Source organism: Shewanella algidipiscicola (assembly GCF_900380485.1).
GTDB classification, from domain to species: domain Bacteria; phylum Pseudomonadota; class Gammaproteobacteria; order Enterobacterales; family Shewanellaceae; genus Shewanella; species Shewanella algidipiscicola.
Genome location: NZ_OXJV01000001.1, coordinates 364,552 through 382,007, shown reverse-complemented (window position 1 = coordinate 382,007; position 17,456 = coordinate 364,552). Strand labels below are relative to the sequence as shown.

Below are 17,456 nucleotides of genomic sequence, written 5' to 3'. Positions count from 1 at the left end.
AAACGTCATAATGTAATATTGCTGTCACAAAAGCACTTTAGGATTACGCTTTGCAGTTTCTATATAACTCGTTAGAATAAAAACTGTCAGTTTTTATATAAAAACACAGTTTCAATACGTGGACGCTTGGGTTAACATGCGCCCGCATTTTCCAACAGTGGAATAACCTAAATAGGTACACGGCAATGCCAGTAAACTCTATTTTGGGCGTGTTTGCAAAATCGCCAATCAAACCGTTACAAGAACATATCGATAAAGTGCACTACTGTGCGTCGATACTTGTACCATTTTTTGAAGCAACTGTCGCAGGTGACTGGGACAAAGCAGTTCAACTTCGTAAGCAAATTAGCCAAGCGGAGCGTGAAGCGGATGATCTTAAAAGAGAGATCCGTCTGACTCTTCCTGGTGGCCTGTTTATGCCAGTTGAACGAACCGACTTACTGGAGCTACTTACCCAGCAAGATAAGATCGCTAATAAGGCGAAAGACATTTCAGGCCGCGTCATTGGCCGTCAACTACTTGTCCCCGCAGCTATACAAGAACCCTTCACCGCCTATTTACAACGCTGCATTGATGCTGTTGTGCAGGCTAAGGAAGCCATTAACGAACTCGACGACCTACTAGAAACAGGTTTTCGTGGGCGTGAAGTCGATCTTGTCGCTAAGATGATCAGTGAACTCGACCAAATTGAAGAGGACACCGATGATCTACAAATCAAAATCCGTCGCCAGTTATTTAGCATTGAAAACGAGCTAAATCCTATCGATGTGATGTTCCTTTATAAGATAATTGAGTGGGTTGGTGACTTAGCAGATCTTGCTGAGCGCGTCGGTTCTCGCTTAGAGCTAATGTTAGCTCGCGTCTAAAAAACAAGTTATCAAGGTATCAACATGGTTGATGTATTAGTCACCAACGGCCCATGGCTTATTGCTATTGCGGCCGCATTTGGATTTTTAATGGCGTGGGGTATCGGCGCAAACGATGTCGCCAATGCAATGGGAACCTCTGTAGGTTCAAACGCGATCACCATTAAACAAGCGATCATTATTGCGATGATCTTCGAATTCGCTGGCGCTTATCTTGCCGGCGGTGAAGTTACCAGCACGATTCGAAAAGGGATCATCGATTCAGCGTATTTTGTCGACTCACCAGAGTTATTGGTTTACGGCATGATTGCGGCGCTATTAGCCGCAGGTATCTGGTTAGTAGTCGCCTCTGCATTAGGATGGCCAGTATCGACGACTCACTCCATTGTGGGCGCGATTGTTGGTTTTGCCTCGGTCGGAGTGGGTGCTGACTCAGTGGCTTGGGGCAAAGTGTTTGGCATTGTTGGCTCATGGGTAGTCACGCCAGCCATTTCGGGCTTTATTGCCTTCATGATATTCCAAAGCGTACAGAAGCTGATTTTCAACACCGAAAATCCACTTGAAAATGCTAAACGCTATGTGCCGTTCTACATGGGGTTAGCTGGTTTTGTAATGTCACTTGTGACCATCAAGAAAGGGCTAAAACACGTTGGTTTACACTTTACCGATCTTGAGTCCTATGTATTAGCCATAGGCATTGCCATCCTTGTTGGACTTGGCGGTATGGTTGCGATTAAACGCCTCAAGATGAGCGAAAAAGCCGATCGTCAAACCCAGTTTGGTAACGTTGAGAAAGTGTTCGCCATCTTGATGGTGGTTACCGCATGTTGTATGGCATTTGCGCACGGCTCTAATGACGTTGCTAACGCCATTGGCCCACTGGCAGCCGTTGTTTCTGTCGTTAATAGTGGCGGCGAGATCAGCAGCAAAGCTCCATTGGTATGGTGGATCCTGCCTTTAGGCGCTGTGGGTATTGTGATGGGTCTGGCTATCTTTGGTAAGCGCGTCATGCAAACCATAGGTAAAAATATTACTCATCTTACCCCAAGCCGTGGCTTTGCCGCCGAGCTAGCAGCCGCTTCTACCGTGGTTATCGCCTCGGGTACCGGCTTACCTATCTCTACCACACAAACCTTGGTGGGTGCGGTATTAGGCGTCGGCATGGCGCGTGGTATTGCCGCTATCAATATCGGCGTGGTACGTAACATAGTGGTATCTTGGGTGGTCACTTTACCTGCAGGTGCTGGCCTATCGATCATCTTCTTCTTTACCATTAAGGGTATTTTCAACTAATCGCTTGATAGTATAAGTAGAAGCATTAAAAGGAAGCCAAATGGCTTCCTTTTTTATGGGCGCGACAGAACAAGATAGGCTATTGACACGGCCCATAACGATAGCTTATCGCTGATCTCTATCATCATTTGATAAAATATCAGCCATGCTACCCCTTGCAAAAAGGCCGTTAAATCCCTAGCATGTGGCAATATTTCGTTGAAGAGAACTCAAAGTGTTAAGACTCCTATCTATCGTTGCATTGATGTTGCTGTCAACCACTCTTTTGGCAGCTGAGCAGACCCGTTATATTTCGGATAATGTCTACACCTTCCTTCATGGCGGGCCGGGTACTCAGTTCCGTATTTTAGGTAGCGTCGAGGCAGGACAAGCCATCACTTACCTAGGTGAGACCCAAGGAGACTATGTTAAAATTATCGACCACAAAGGCCGTGAAGGCTGGGTCGATGCTAATCTTGTCACCAGCAGCAAGAGCTTTCGCGTGCAGCTACCCGAGGTGGAAGCCAAGCTGGCACAGGTACAGTCCGAGCTCGATACCTTGACCAATGAAAGCAGTAATAGTACTCAGCTTATCCGTCAACTTCGCTCTCAACTTGCCACCAGTGAGCAGGCGCTCGCCGAAGCCAGCAGCGAGCGCGATAGCGCCACACGTGAGCTAGCAAAGATTCAAAATAACGAGCGTTTCGAGCAACTCAAGCAAGGCGGTATGATTGCGGGTATCGGTTTAATTCTTGGGGTGATCATCGCTTACCTACCAAGACCCCGTCGTCGCCAAAAAAATCGCTGGTAATAACGACCGCTTAGCATACAAGCCAGCACTCAAGGTGCTGGCTTTTTTATGCATCACGCTTTATTGATAGCCGGACTCAATCGTTTTACTGCCATATCAACCCCATGAACCCGCTCGGCCAATCGATGCTCAACCCTGATCTGATAAATGCACTCCATAGGCTATGCCAACCAAACTGCGCTAAAACGAGCAAACAGATATTGCAGCGGACGCATGGTTAAAGGCTGTGTAGAGATTAGCTGCTTCTTGGCAAAACCGACCTGGTTTAACAGGTTATTTACAGTCAATTTCAAACACCATGCAATTATCAGCTACGAGCCTTACCCTTTATAAAGCGGGCATATGACACCTTACATTCACATCATTTCAAACAAGGATCACATAAGTTTTCACAATGGTGTTCCTCGTCACATTTTGAATGTATAATCGGCGCGCTAAGGCGCCAGGTTGTATACAAAAATAATACTAAACGCCTTTTAAACTGACCTTTTGTTCAAGCCAAAACTGTCCCTAATGTAGGTCCAGGTGGAAGTTACTACTATGTTCAAAGCAAGTGAAGTTCTGACTGGTCGTTATGACTCAGCTACCCTAGATGAGCTTTTTGAAGCGATCACCCACAACTATATTGTCGATGAAGAACAATACCTCTCAGAGCTGATCCAATTGGTGCCTTCGAGTGAAGCAGAGATCCAGCGAGTCACCCAACGTGCGCACGATTTAGTCAGCAAGGTACGTCAATACGATAAAAAAGGCCTGATGGTCGGTATCGATGCCTTCTTGCAGCAATATAGCTTAGAAACTCAAGAAGGCATTATCTTGATGTGCCTAGCCGAGGCCTTGCTACGCATACCCGATGCCGAGACCGCCGATGCACTGATTGAAGACAAGCTCTCAGGGGCCAAATGGGACGAACACCTCAATAAGAGTGGCTCCACCTTAGTCAATGCCTCGACATGGGGATTGATGCTAACCGGTAAAATTGTCAACCTAGATAAAGAGATTGATGGTAAGCCCAGTAGCCTACTCAACCGTTTAGTTAACCGCCTAGGCGAACCTGTGATCCGCCAAGCCATGCTGGCAGCGATGAAGATCATGGGCAAGCAATTTGTATTGGGGCGCACCGTTAAAGAAGCCCTAAAAAACAGTGTCGATAAGCGTAAGCTAGGATATACCCACAGCTACGACATGCTCGGCGAAGCGGCGCTCACCATGAAAGATGCGCAAAAATACTTCGACGATTATTCCAGTGCTATCGCCGCCTTGGGCGAGCAAGAGTACGATGAAAGCCAAGCGCCGCGCCCAACCATCTCGATTAAGTTGTCAGCGCTGCATCCTCGCTATGAAGTCGCTAACGAAGACCGCACGCTCACCGAGCTATACGACACAGTTATCAAATTAATCAAGCAAGCGCGCGCCCTCAATATTGGCGTCTCTATCGATGCCGAAGAAGCCGATCGCTTAGAACTGTCGCTCAAGCTATTCCAAAAGCTGTATAACTCAGACGCCGCCAAAGGCTGGGGCCTGTTAGGCATAGTCGTGCAAGCCTACTCTAAACGCGCCCTGCCGGTATTGTGCTGGCTAACACGCCTATCGAAAGAGCAAGGCGATGAGATCCCGCTCCGTTTAGTGAAAGGGGCTTACTGGGACAGCGAGCTAAAATGGGCACAAATGGCTGGTGAAGGCGGTTACCCGCTCTACACCCGTAAGGCAGGTACCGATGTCTCTTACCTTGCCTGCGCCCGCTACCTGTTGTCTGATGCCACTCGCGGCGCCATCTATCCGCAGTTTGCCAGCCACAATGCGCAAACCGTCGCGGCCATTGCCGATATGGCGGGCGATCGCCAGTATGAGTTTCAACGTCTGCACGGCATGGGCGAAGAGTTGTATGACACCTTGCTGGCCGAAGCTGGCGTGAGCACAGTGCGTATCTATGCGCCCGTTGGTGCCCACAAAGATCTGCTGCCTTACTTGGTGCGTCGACTGCTAGAAAATGGCGCCAATACCTCGTTTGTGCATAAACTGGTAGACCCTAAAACCCCCATCGACTCTTTGGTTGTCCATCCTTTGACGACCCTACAAAGCTACAACACCCTAGCCAATAATAAAATTGTTCAGCCAGCCGATATTTTTGGCGCCGAACGTAAAAACTCTAAGGGACTCAATATGAATATCATCTCGGAATCTGAGCCGTTTTTCGCGGCGCTAGACACCTTTAAAGACACGCGCTGGAGCGCGGGCCCACTGGTCAATGGCGACACCCTAACGGGTGACACCATAGAAGTGCTCAGCCCCTATGACACCACTCAGGTGGTCGGTAGCGTCGCCTTTGCCGACAGCCACGCCATAGAACATGCGCTCGCCAGTGCCCATGGCGCCTTTGGCTCATGGTGTGCAACGCCCGTTGAAGTGCGCGCCAACGCGCTACAAAAGCTAGCGGATCTATTAGAAGAACACCGCGAAGAGTTGATTGTCTTATGTACCCGTGAAGCGGGTAAGAGTATTCAAGACGGTATCGATGAAGTGCGCGAAGCGGTCGATTTCTGTCGCTACTACGCGGTGCAAGCCAAGAAGATGATGGCCAAGCCTGAACTGCTTCCCGGCCCAACGGGTGAGCTCAATGAGCTGTTCTTGCAAGGTCGCGGCGTCTTTGTGTGTATCAGCCCTTGGAACTTCCCGCTAGCCATCTTCTTAGGTCAAGTTGCCGCCGCGCTTGCTGCGGGTAACACTGTGGTGGCTAAGCCTGCCGAACAAACCTCAATTATCGGCTACCGCGCGGTGCAACTGGCTCATCAAGCGGGGATCCCCAAAGAGGTGCTACAGTTCCTGCCTGGCACGGGTGCTAGCGTTGGGGCGACCATCACCGCCGATGAGCGCATAGGGGGCGTCTGCTTCACTGGTTCAACCGTCACGGCCAAGCGCATCAACCTAACCTTAGCCCAGCGCGAAGGGGCTATCATTCCGCTAATCGCCGAAACTGGTGGCCAAAATGCCATGGTAGTGGACTCAACCTCGCAGCCGGAGCAAGTGGTTAATGATGTGGTGTCATCTTCCTTTACCAGTGCAGGACAACGCTGCTCGGCGCTGCGAGTGCTGTTTTTACAAGAAGATATCGCCGATCGCGTTATTGATGTGCTCAAAGGGGCGATGAATGAGTTAACCATTGGCGATCCCAACTCGGTGAAGACAGATGTCGGGCCGGTGATCGATGCGACCGCCAAGGCCAACCTTAATGCCCATATCGATCACATCAAGCAAGTAGGCCGTTTGATTAACCAACTTGAGTTACCAGCTGGCACCGAAAATGGCCACTTTGTGGCGCCGATTGCGGTAGAAATAGACTCGATTAAAGTGTTAGAAAAAGAGCACTTTGGGCCTATCCTGCATGTGACCCGCTACAAGGCTGCTGATTTACCTAAGGTTATTGATGAGATCAATTCAACCGGATTTGGTCTTACCCTAGGGATCCATAGCCGTAACGAAAGCCATGCCCTCGCCTTAGCCGACAAGGTTAATGTGGGTAATGTCTATATCAATCGCAACCAAATTGGCGCTGTCGTTGGCGTGCAGCCTTTCGGCGGACAAGGCCTGTCGGGCACAGGCCCTAAAGCCGGTGGTCCACACTACTTAACCCGTTTTGTGACCGAAAAGATCCGCACCAATAACATCACCGCCATCGGTGGCAATGCGACCCTATTATCTCTGGGCGATAGTGATGACTAATGCCATTAGCGCATCCCATAGCGTAAGTAGGCAAATAACAAGTAAGCCGATATCCTAAGGTGTCGGCGACGATAAATAAAAAGTAGATAAATAAAAAGCCAGTTGCAATGCAACTGGCTTTTTACTGTCTGCTTAACGGCCCATCGCCGGCTTAAGCAAGCCTAATTTACACTAAGCGCCGTTGTAAGCTGGCATAGTATTCATCCTGTTGCAGCAGCATTTGATGGCTACCACTTTGACGGATCACCCCATTTTCCATCAGATGAATACAGTCCATCTGCGCCATTGCAGTTAGGCGGTGGCTTATCATCAACAAGGTTTTATCTTGAGCAAATTCAAATAACAGCGCCAAGATCTCACGTTCGGTGCGTTGATCTAACCCTTCGGTAGGCTCATCGAGCAGCAATAACGGCGCATCACGCAATAGCGCTCTGGCAACCCCAATACGGCGCTGCTCCCCTCCCGACAACTGTCGCCCACCTTCACCAATCCAAGTATCCAGTGGCTTATCACCTTGAGTTAAAGTACTTAAGCCCACTTTATTGAGCACCTCAACGAGCAGCTTATCATTGGCCGCCTGCGCCTCCTGCCGGGCTGCACGACTTAAGCCTTGTGTCTGGATCTCCGTTTGCGTATCGAGCTGGGCTAAGGTTAAGTTATCGCGCAGGGTTCCGGCAAACAGGTAGATACGCTGGCTCACCACTGTCATGCCTTGGCGCAGGTGTTTTTCGCTGTAGGCTGAAATAGGCACCCCATCGAGCATGATACTGCCCGCTTGCGGCTGCCACTGACGAGTGATTAATGACAACAAACTCGACTTGCCACAACCAGTTTGCCCAAGCAGCGCCACCTTGTCACCAGCCTGCAGGGTTAAATCGACCCCTTTGAGCACGGGCCTATCTGCCGTATAGGCAAAATCGACCTGCTGCAAGCATAACGCGCCGTGGCTGACTCTATGCTCTGCCTGCTCATTAAAGATGATGCTAGGCGATTGCAGCGCCACCTCATTGACTCGCTCGGCGGCCATCACACACGCAGACAGGTGCTGAAACGCTCCCGCTAGCGGCATCAACATCTCGATACAAGCCAGTGTCATAAACACCACCAACGCCAGCATGGGCCCCGGCGGCAGATGTTCACCCACCCCATCGGCCGCCATATATAGCAGCAGTACCACGGCCAGCCCATGACACAAGACCAACGCCGCTTGGCTCAGCGCAGTGACATTGGCCATCGCCGCTTGGCTGACAAACAACTTTGTCTGCGCCCTATCAAGCTCGGCGCGAAACCGTGGTAGCGCGCCAAATAGGGTTAACTCGGCCTGTCCCTGCACATATTCGAGCATTAATACTCTAAAGTCGCGTTTTGCCTCAAGCTGGGCGATGCCTGGGCGATGGCCTAATGCATAAAAGATCAACGGCAATAAACACCATAAGGCCAATAACACGCCGCACAGGGTTAACGCTAAGGTGGCATCAAACCAGCCCAAAAACAGGTATAGGGCACCGATCATCAACAGCGAAGCGGTCATGGGAGTGATTAAGCGTAAATAGAGATGATCCAGCGTATCGATGTCTGACACTAAACGATTCAGCAGATCGCCACCGCGCACCGCCTGAAGATCGCTCGCGCTCAGCGGCATCAACTTGCGCCATGCCCAGCACCTAAGCTCGGTCAATAATTTAAAGGTGGCCTCATGGGTGGCAAGGCGCTCACCGTAGCGACTGGCGGTACGGGCGATGGATAAAAAGCGCACGCCACCTGCGGGGGAAAAATAGTTAAACGCCTGCGCGGTCGCCACCGTGAGTCCTGCAACCGCCGTGGCCGAGAGAAACCAGCCCGACAGCGATAACAAGCCAATGCCAGCCATCAAGGTGGTGATACTTAACAACAGTCCAACGCCCATCATCAGCCATTGGCGTTTAAACAGCCTTAAAAACGGCAACAGTTGGCTTATTCCTTTACGTTTCATGACAATGCCTCGCTTAAAGCCTGCTCATGGCACAGCTCCCGAAATAGCCCCTGCTGGCTCACCAAGGTCTGATAATCGCCCTGCTGCACAATGCGTCCCTTGTCTAACACCACTATCTTGTCCATCTGCTGCAGAGAATCTAGACGATGAGTCACCATCAAGGCGCTCGCGCCTGCCATCGCCTCATCCAGTGCCGCTAATACCGCTTGCTCACTGTGGCTGTCTAAGCTGGCAGTAGGCTCATCAAGTAACAAAAGCTGCGCCTCTTGCCCCAGCGCACGAGCAAGGCACAAGCGTTGAGCTTGCCCCACCGACACCCCGGCACTTTGCTCCCCTATGGGATGGGCTAACCCGAGCGGCTGCGCGTCGACAAACTCTCTCACCTGCGCCTTTTCCAAAAGCGCCAGTACGCTGGCGTCGCTCATCTCGATATTACTCATCGCCACGTTATCGCGCACCGTGCCATGAAACAGCTGCGGCTCTTGCCCCAGCCATGCCAAATGGCGGCGATAGCTGACTCTGTCGAGTGTATTCAGCTCGATGCCATTGACCAACACCGACCCTTCATAGGGTAAAAAGCCGAGCAACATATTGAGTAAACTGCTTTTTCCTGCCCCGCTAGGCCCCACCAACGCCATACGTTGCCCAGCCAATAACGTCACACTCAGCGGTCCGGCCAACGCTTGGCCATCGAGGCTACGCACGGTCACATCTTGCAGCACCAGACTCAGCGGCTGATTAGAGGCAAACGGCGCCCCCTGATTGCCGCCACTATTGTTATCGCCACAGCCACTCTCGGGATGATTAAGCAAGGCCATTAACGCTTCTGCCGCGCCGATGGCCTGCGCCTTAGCATGATAATGCGTGCCCATGTCCCGCAGCGGTTGATAAAACTCGGGGGCCAAGATCAGCACAAATAAACCGGTAAACAGGGTGAGGCCAGCGCCATAATGCCCAAAATCGAGATGGTCAAGAAAGCTAAAACCAAAATACACCGCCAATACCGCAATCGACACAGCAGCGAAAAACTCCAGCACGGCGGAGCTTAAAAAGGCCATGCGCAGCACCGCCATAGTGCGACTGCGAAACTCTTCAGAGGCGGTTTCAATCGCTTTGATCTCACGATCGCCGCGATAGAACAGCTTAATGGTACTCATGCCTTTAAGGCGGTCCATAAAGTGGCCACTTAAACGCGACAAGGCGGTGAAGTTTTTACGGTTGGCATCGGCAGCGCCCATGCCCACTAAGATCATAAATAGCGGAATTAACGGGGCCGTTGCCAGCAAGATGATGCCCGCGGCCCAGTTTATCGGAAACACCACCGCTAAAATGGTCAGCGGAATAAAGCCCGCCAGCAGCATCTGTGGCAGGTATTTGGCGTAAAAGTCATGCAGATCTTCAACCTGCTCCAATACAATGCTGGCCCAGCTACCCGCCGGCTTACCTTTTATAAACACGGGCCCCAGTTGGGTTAACTTATCCAGCACCGCTTTACGGATCTGCCCACGCAGCAAACAGCCCGCTTTAAAGCTAATGCGCTCGCGGCCATAGGCCAATAATGCCCTAAGCGCTATGATGCCGATGAGGAGATAAAAATGGTTGATGAAATCGGTTTTGGGCTGCGATTCGATGATCATGCCATGTAACATGGTGGCCAGCAGATAGGCTTGTGCCACTAAGGCTAAGCCCGTCAATACACCAAACAACACAGTGAGGTTAAGGTAGATGCCACAGGCTGATTTTTGCTGTTTCAACCAACGGGAAAGCACTTTTTCTAAGCTTTTGTCCATGGGGCTCCGACGACATTGAGGCGAGGGTAACGGCGTATATTGCCAATCCGTGAAGTATCGCAGGCAATGGGGGCTTAATAAACAGCGACGTGCGTAATTGTTAGGCGCTTCACAAAAATTGAGCTAGATCAAAAAAGCCAGCACTTTTGGCTGGCTTTTTGGGCGATTCATCAATAACAACAAGGTTTAATCTTGCTTAATATAGATCTCGTCGTCATCTTCATCGGCATCTGGGTGCGCGTCACGCCACTCTTGCGCTGCCGCTTCTTTTGCCGCTAACGCTTCTGTACGCTCTTCACGCTGCTTAGCGCGGCGCTGATTGCGTACCATTAGGTTTTCAACGATCTGTTGCAGGGCGCCATTGCCCCACTCTGTCGCTTCCGCTTCGGTTGCAAAGCCAGCTTTTGACTTAGAAACCACGGTTTTACGCGCAGTCATACGACGAGTGACTTGTGCACTCCAGCCTTTTTCGGTTTCAACAACACGAAGGGCATACTTTTTATCTTTTAACATGATTCAGTCCTAACATAAGTAAAGGCATAGATCTTCGAGTGTCTAAATATCTACCACCGGTTGGGCGAGGCCCGCGATGGGTTTTGCCCGAAAGGCGGCTATTGTAGTCTCCTTTGCACAAAACTCAATCATGGGCGAGTGAATAATACTAATCAATTTAAATAAGGGGTCAATTTTAATAACCAAAAAAGCGCTGACATCAGGTGCGTTAAAGTATAAGCCATTATTAAAATTGAGCTTAATGACATATTCACCCTCGTTTTTAGCGACGCTAAGCCCAGCTAAATATATCGCCTAACGGCCTAGTCATCTACAGCCGACGTTCGATATTACAGGTGCCTTAATCCCCCCTTAACCACACAAGGTGTCTTACGTACCACTTAAACGCTATACTTCCACCCAGCCATTGATAGCCCATGGCTCCCATGCCTACACATTTACTCGCCATGTTTTAGCGAATAATTAGCGATTTTTCAGTAAATCCTGTAAGATGCACGCCCGCCAGCGTACCTGGCACCTGAATTTTGCTGCCCATGCAGCCCCAAGAGACCCATCTATGAGTTTTACCTCCCTAGGTTTATCCGCCCCTATCTTAAAAGCTGTAGCCAATAAAGGTTATGAAACACCCTCTCCAATTCAAGCCCAGGCAATTCCAGCCGTGTTAGAAGGTAAGGATGTAATGGCGGCGGCACAAACCGGCACGGGCAAAACCGCAGGCTTTACCCTGCCACTGCTCGAATTGCTAAGCAAAGGAGAACGTGCTCGCGCCAAACAAGTGCGCGCACTGGTGTTAACCCCAACTCGGGAGCTGGCTGCACAGATAGCAGAAAGCGTCACCACTTACGGCAAATATTTACCCCTGCGTAGCGCCGTAGTATTTGGCGGCGTCGGCATCGGCCCGCAAATCAGCCAAATTAATCGTGGCGTCGATATTTTAGTGGCCACCCCAGGGCGTTTACTCGACCTCTATAACCAACGCGCCGTTAGCTTTAGTCAGCTAGAAGTGCTAGTGCTCGATGAAGCCGACCGCATGCTGGATATGGGCTTTATCCACGACATCAAAAAAATCTTGGCCGTACTCCCCGCCAAGCGTCAAAATCTGATGTTTTCGGCCACCTTCTCCGATGAGATCCGCACCCTAGCCAAAGGCTTGGTTAACAATCCGGTCGAGATCTCGGTAACGCCGCGTAACACCACAGCCAATACGGTAGAGCAGTTAATTTGCCCAGTAGACAAGACGCAAAAATCGGCTGCACTGGTGCAATTAATCAAGCAACACGATTGGCAACAAGTATTGGTCTTTAGCCGCACCAAGCATGGAGCTAACCGCCTCGCTAAGAGCTTAGATGCCAAAGGCATCACTGCTGCGGCCATTCATGGTAATAAGAGTCAAGGCGCGCGCACCAAGGCGCTGGCTAACTTTAAAAGTGGTGAAGTCCGCGTATTGGTTGCGACCGATATTGCCGCTCGTGGCCTCGATATCGATCAACTACCACAAGTGGTCAACTTTGACTTGCCGAACGTGCCAGAGGATTACGTACATCGTATCGGCCGCACTGGTCGCGCCGGCGCCGCAGGTAAAGCGATTTCACTGGTGAGTAGTGAAGAGAGCAAATTACTTGCCGATATCGAGCGCTTAATAGGTAAAACCCTGCCACGCACCGAAGTGGCAGGCTTTGAGTCGACTCATAAGCTCCCTGAAACAGACTTAACACCTAAGCGTCATGGACAAAACCGTGGCCCACGTAATGCTAAGCCCAGCGGCAATCGCCCAGCGCGTAATAGCGGCGGTCACAACCGCAATGACGATAAGCCGCAAGGCAACCGTGACGGCCAAAGTAAGCGTCGCAGTGGCAGTGCCGATAAACCAAGCACCGAAAGCCACAACAAGAGCCCATACCAAGGTAAGAGCGAGCACAGAGACGGCAACGCCCCGAGTCGTCGCCGTACGCGTCGCCCAAGTGCAGCGCAACCCGCTAAGTAACGCTTATCGATAAGTCATAACCACACTATGGTCAGTAGCAATACTGGCCATTTTTTATCTGCATCACCAGCATTAATTCGCTGCATATCAGCTCACGCCTCTCCCCCGCTCCCCCCTCAACAAAGTAACATCGATATCTCGCTATCATTTAAGGAAAGTAATCGTGATATGGATAATGAATGAGCAAGCGTGACGAGATCAAATAGGCAAAATAATATGACAGCACTGCAAAGCAACGGTTTATTCTTCCTGTTCAACTTGCTCTGTGCCTTGTACTGTTTGTACAGGAACCCACCCTATCTCGCCAGTGGCCCTTGAGACTCGATACCAACAATTAAGCTCAAAAAGTACTGACAGTTTTTCACCTAACACGGTATTAAGTTCCAATGCGTCATAATCATTGAGCAAATGACCAAACGCGCCACAATCCGACGGTTCAATATATTGAATCGGCGCCCACCCTTGCACACCCGAACTTGTGGTTACCAGCATCCAATTAGGGAATTCATCATCCATATGGCCAAGACTTACTCTATCCCCTTGTTTCAAATAGATAGGGTTGGGGTATTCAGAAACATGTTGTTCAACGACTATAACTTCCATCGATTTCTCCAAGATAATCATCCCGCTTAGGCGGACAAAAAAGGTTGGCTAACATGATAGGCGCGAAGCCTAGCCAATTGCTGTCGCACCATTTAAAATCATTGCGAAATCGACTATTTATTATCGCTTAAGGCTATCTTGACACTTAAACCAATTAAGATGGTTCCAGATACTCCCTCAAGCACTCTTGAGTATTTTTGTGATGTTGAGCTACTCAACAATATACCGCCTAAACAGGCATAAAACAGATTACAGCATGTTGCCAACACACTAAATAATAAGCCTAAAGTGAGCAATTCACTCGTGGCGTTGGGTGAGGTAGGATCAATAAACTGCGGTAAAAAAGCAAGAAAGAACATCGCAACCTTAGGGTTTAATACGCTAACGATCACACCCTGCTTGAAAACATGACTCTGCTTGCTATTCGTTTGTTCAACGCAAAGTTTAGATTCATTTTTATAACAATGAATAAGCGATTGAACACCGAGATAAAGCAAGTAGATAGCACCTAAATACTTTATTACCGCAAACAAAAATGCTGAACTCAAAATTAACGCAGAAAGCCCTAAAATCGCGGCTAACGTGTGGAGCAAATAACCTACGCCCAACCCCAACGAAGCTTTAATACCCGAATGCATTTTTCCTTTCATTGTGTTTGTTACAATGTAGATAACATCAGGGCCAGGGATCAGATTAATAGAGAGCGCTGCAATGACAAACAGCACCAGTGTATTCACTTCCATTACAATAACATTCCTATGTCAATTTAACGCCTTGCTAAGCCAATTTTCACAGTGACATCAGCACTCGCTGGGCCTGCTTATCTAGGCACTCTAACGCATAACGAAAAGCTGTTCTAGGCATTTTGGCATGGTTAGCTTTCAAGTATTCCACGACGAGTTGAGGTTCGGCTAGCCTAAAGTGTCATTTAAGATCCCGACCTCAACCAGCATGAACTCTCGCGCCGCTATTTACTATATAAGGTATCACTTCCAGCAAGCTTGGGCTTGTTCAACACTCGGAATAAGGACGCGGCTACGCGCATGTAACACCTCATATTTTTGGTTCATTATAACTCTATGAAGTGTCTACTGTTCTAGGGGCTTACCATGCTGACCTTAAAAGTATCTACCAATCAGCTACGGAGGAGGAAGCGTTACTCGAACTCGAGCATTTCAGTAATACCTGGGATGACCAATACCCTCAAATCAGCAAGTCATGGCACAACCATTGGCATAACTTAAATACGTTCTTCAACTACCCTCAGGACATTAGTAAGGCTATCTACACTACCAATGCCATTGAATCATTAAATAGCGTGATTAGGAGAGCGCTGAAAAAACGTAAGGTGTTTCCTAATGATGACTCGGCCAAGAAAATGATTTACCTTGCCATAAAAGAAGCCAGTAAAAAATGGACTATGCCCATTCGAAACTGGCGTACTGCGATGAGCCGATTTATTATTGAGTTCGAAGACAGAATTGTGAAGCATATTAACTAAATTGCAGTTACACAGAATCTGTTACACCCTCTTCGTCGTTTTTCTAGGTGAGTATAATAGTCATCAAGCTCTTGCAATGAACCAACGGGCCCTCTAAAAAGTTTGCCAAAATCAGTCGTTAATTTTAGCCAGTTTTCGACGGGGAGATTAAGCCTTTGTAAGATATTTTCTGCACTTTTAGACATAGCGCCTCGTTTATCTTCTCGGATAACTCTTCCGGTTTCATCCACCAACTCAAGGTAATCTTTAAAGCTGAACGCTATGCCTTTCGGTTGTTGTGCTCGCTCATTGCCAATAAACGCCAAAAGATGCTTAGGCTGCTCACCTTTCAGTGCAGCATTAACACGTAATTGGATACTGGTGTAGTCACTGTTCTCTGGAGTACTGGCCATCTTAGCTCTAACAGGGTTTAACTCAACATACGCCATACAAGCTAACAGTGCCGCTTCATCAAGTAAGGCCTGGCTTTTAAAGCGACCCTCCCAAAAATGCCCTGTGCAGTTATCCTCCATGTTGGCTTGCCTAGCGATGGGCTCATTGAGGCAGCGCATAAACCAACTGATATCACTGAGCCTTGAACGATATGTGGCAATAAGGTGTTTTAACTGGCTAACGTAATGCACTTCAATTAGCTCACCTTTGGCAAAGCGTTGAGTTAGGTCATTACCAGTAAACAACTTATGCCACTGTTCAACCACTTGCCTATCTGACCAGTTATTAGCCGTCTCGATATCGATATGAAGCACTAGGTGAAGATGATTNCTCATGACACAATAGGCCGCTACATCAATGGCAAACACTTCTGACAGCTTGAGTATTTGGGCTTCAACCCAGCCACGGCGATGGTCATAGTTTTTACCCGTGTATTGGTCTTCTCCGCATAAGAACGCACGGCGAACGACGCGGCTACAACAATGATAATAGGCTGTGTCTTCGATACTTATTTGAGTTCTGCGAGGGCGTGGCATAAAAACCTCCTTGTTCAATGCTCAATCAAAGCATAGCCGGAGGTTAACTTCTGCGCCATTAACGATGGGTGTCCTAGTCAACAGCTAACGATTAGATGCCGAAAAATCAGCCAGATATTGTAGTTTTAGTTATCAGCTTTCCGTCGCTTCCAGTAATTACGATGATGTTATCACCTTTCGACAAAAACACTGATTTCTTATCTTTTGAAGATGAAACAATTATTCTGTCAATTGGCACTTCATCTGCATGATTAAATTTAAAAACTTCAAACATACATGGAAAATTATCCTTGCAGTCGCTGGGAGTAACGTTATGTTGTGAACGCCCCAAAGCTGCCCAACTAGGACGACCTTGTTGATAGGTTGTTCTCGGCCAAAAAACTGAAATATCCCATTTATTAGGATTTGAACTCCAAATTTTTTCATTATTATAAAAAATAAAAGGGGTTTTTATTTTCCTGTTTTTGGCTGCCATAGTGTAAGTTGGATGCTCATATAATTCATTGCTTTGTTCTATACGCGTTGTTTGATCAACAGTAAGAGTTTCAAGTCCTATAATTGTTTTTAATTTACTTGCCAACCACTTATCTTCACTTATGTGTGCATACCCGACATGAATAAGAACTTTAGCTTTGGGGTTTTTATCGAAAATCTTTTCTTTAATGGATAGTGCAGCATTAGTTTCACGTTCTTCAATTGTATTTGAATTTCTCGGCTTGTAATTATCATAAGATATTATTTCGAAACCCATTTCTTTTGCTTTGAGTATTAAATTTGCAAATATAGGTTCTTGTGTATAGTAGCCAGCTTTGCTAGTAATATAACCATTTTTAATTTGCTTCGATGCATTATTGTTAAGTGATTCAGCAGCAATATAACGAAAGCCTTGTTTCCATAAACCATCAAGTAATCGGTAAGTTAATACTCTGTGTTGACTTCTATCGTGGGCTTCATTAATCATTACTATTTGATGGGTTTCAGCTTTTTTCAGAATTTGATGAATTGCACCTTTAACTTCAAATTGTGTTAAATCATCCAAAGTGTAAGTGTTCTCATTTGAGCTTCTATCGTTAGAGATAAGTACTTCCTTGTATTGACCAGCAAACGAATAATAAACGCTAAGTTCCTGCATTAAAATATCAAATGCAACAGAATCAACCTTGTATTCTTTCGATAAAGCTTCAATAAGCGGAAGTTTTTCAACTAGACTTGTTCCCTGGGATATTTCTTGAACTTTTTCGCCAACTTTAACAGCTTCCAATAAAAATAATTCAGTATCAGTATTAGCTGAACAATAGGTGGTGAATAGAATGAAAATTAGTAATAGAGATTTTATCACGGTAATTCCTTTTAAGTGTGTTCCATTATGCTTAAGTAGTCCCGAATTCAGATAATAAGTGCACCACTCATGGTTAAACGGTGAGGAGAGATCAACTGCCTGTTGGTGATACTCTGT

Annotated in this window: 12 protein-coding genes and 1 pseudogene; 6 read left to right on the top strand and 7 right to left on the bottom strand. The window is 48.0% G+C overall.

Features of this window, described 5'->3' with window-relative positions:
- Positions 1 to 185: 185 nt before the first annotated feature.
- The 4 genes from DN599_RS01660 to putA all read left to right on the top strand — a co-directional run bounded on the left by DN599_RS01660 (position 186) and on the right by putA (position 6,669).
- Positions 186 to 866 carry a TIGR00153 family protein gene (locus DN599_RS01660; protein WP_110455915.1) on the top strand — a complete coding sequence of 227 codons (681 nt, stop codon included), beginning with the start codon at positions 186 to 188 and terminating at the stop codon, positions 864 to 866.
- 24 nt (positions 867 to 890) lie between these two features.
- Positions 891 to 2,159: an inorganic phosphate transporter gene (locus DN599_RS01655; RefSeq protein WP_110455914.1), complete on the top strand. Its 1,269-nt coding sequence runs from the start codon at positions 891 to 893 to the stop codon at positions 2,157 to 2,159.
- 214 nt (positions 2,160 to 2,373) lie between these two features.
- Positions 2,374 to 2,949 carry a TIGR04211 family SH3 domain-containing protein gene (locus tag DN599_RS01650; RefSeq protein ID WP_239473201.1) on the top strand — a complete coding sequence of 192 codons (576 nt, stop codon included), beginning with the start codon at positions 2,374 to 2,376 and terminating at the stop codon, positions 2,947 to 2,949.
- 540 nt (positions 2,950 to 3,489) lie between these two features.
- Entirely contained in the window at positions 3,490 to 6,669 is a 3,180-nt protein-coding gene (gene putA, locus DN599_RS01645; RefSeq protein ID WP_110455912.1) for a bifunctional proline dehydrogenase/L-glutamate gamma-semialdehyde dehydrogenase PutA, read from the top strand.
- A gap of 166 nt (positions 6,670 to 6,835) precedes the next feature.
- On the opposite strand, the gene cydC is transcribed toward putA, so the two are convergent.
- The 3 genes from cydC to DN599_RS01630 all read right to left on the bottom strand — a co-directional run bounded on the left by cydC (position 6,836) and on the right by DN599_RS01630 (position 10,944).
- Complete coding sequence (gene cydC, locus DN599_RS01640; RefSeq protein ID WP_110456756.1) at positions 6,836 to 8,626, bottom strand: heme ABC transporter ATP-binding protein/permease CydC; 1,791 nt, start codon at positions 8,624 to 8,626, stop codon at positions 6,836 to 6,838.
- An 11-nt stretch (positions 8,627 to 8,637) separates the two neighbouring features.
- On the bottom strand, positions 8,638 to 10,431 hold the full coding sequence (gene cydD / locus DN599_RS01635; RefSeq protein WP_110455911.1) for a heme ABC transporter permease/ATP-binding protein CydD: 1,794 nt from the start codon (positions 10,429 to 10,431) through the stop codon (positions 8,638 to 8,640).
- 186 nt (positions 10,432 to 10,617) lie between these two features.
- Positions 10,618 to 10,944, bottom strand: a complete 327-nt coding sequence (locus DN599_RS01630; protein ID WP_110455910.1) for a DUF3622 domain-containing protein — start codon at positions 10,942 to 10,944, stop codon at positions 10,618 to 10,620.
- Positions 10,945 to 11,500: 556 nt separating this feature from the next.
- Here DN599_RS01630 and DN599_RS01625 point away from each other — a divergent pair.
- Complete coding sequence (locus DN599_RS01625; RefSeq protein ID WP_110455909.1) at positions 11,501 to 12,928, top strand: DEAD/DEAH box helicase; 1,428 nt, start codon at positions 11,501 to 11,503, stop codon at positions 12,926 to 12,928.
- Positions 12,929 to 13,168: 240 nt separating this feature from the next.
- Here the strand turns inward: DN599_RS01625 and DN599_RS01620 are convergent, their stop codons facing one another.
- Entirely contained in the window at positions 13,169 to 13,531 is a 363-nt protein-coding gene (locus DN599_RS01620; protein ID WP_110455908.1) for an SH3 domain-containing protein, read from the bottom strand.
- Positions 13,532 to 13,644: 113 nt separating this feature from the next.
- The gene (locus DN599_RS01615; protein WP_110455907.1) at positions 13,645 to 14,274 is read right to left on the bottom strand and encodes a LysE family translocator; all 630 of its coding nucleotides are present in this window, start codon (positions 14,272 to 14,274) and stop codon (positions 13,645 to 13,647) included.
- A gap of 371 nt (positions 14,275 to 14,645) precedes the next feature.
- Between DN599_RS01615 and DN599_RS01605 the strand changes: the two are divergent.
- Positions 14,646 to 15,032: pseudogene (locus DN599_RS01605) on the top strand (transposase); the annotation flags it as partial.
- Here the strand turns inward: DN599_RS01605 and DN599_RS01600 are convergent.
- Both DN599_RS01600 and DN599_RS01595 read right to left on the bottom strand, forming a co-directional pair.
- A complete protein-coding gene (locus DN599_RS01600) occupies positions 15,029 to 16,000 on the bottom strand; it encodes a transposase (protein ID WP_110455906.1) in 972 nt (323 codons plus the stop codon). The pseudogene DN599_RS01605 and the gene DN599_RS01600 overlap by 4 nt on opposite strands.
- A 106-nt stretch (positions 16,001 to 16,106) precedes the next feature.
- Positions 16,107 to 17,339 (bottom strand): hypothetical protein, encoded by a 1,233-nt coding sequence (locus DN599_RS01595; protein WP_110455905.1) that lies wholly within the window; start codon positions 17,337 to 17,339, stop codon positions 16,107 to 16,109.
- Positions 17,340 to 17,456: the final 117 nt, after the last annotated feature.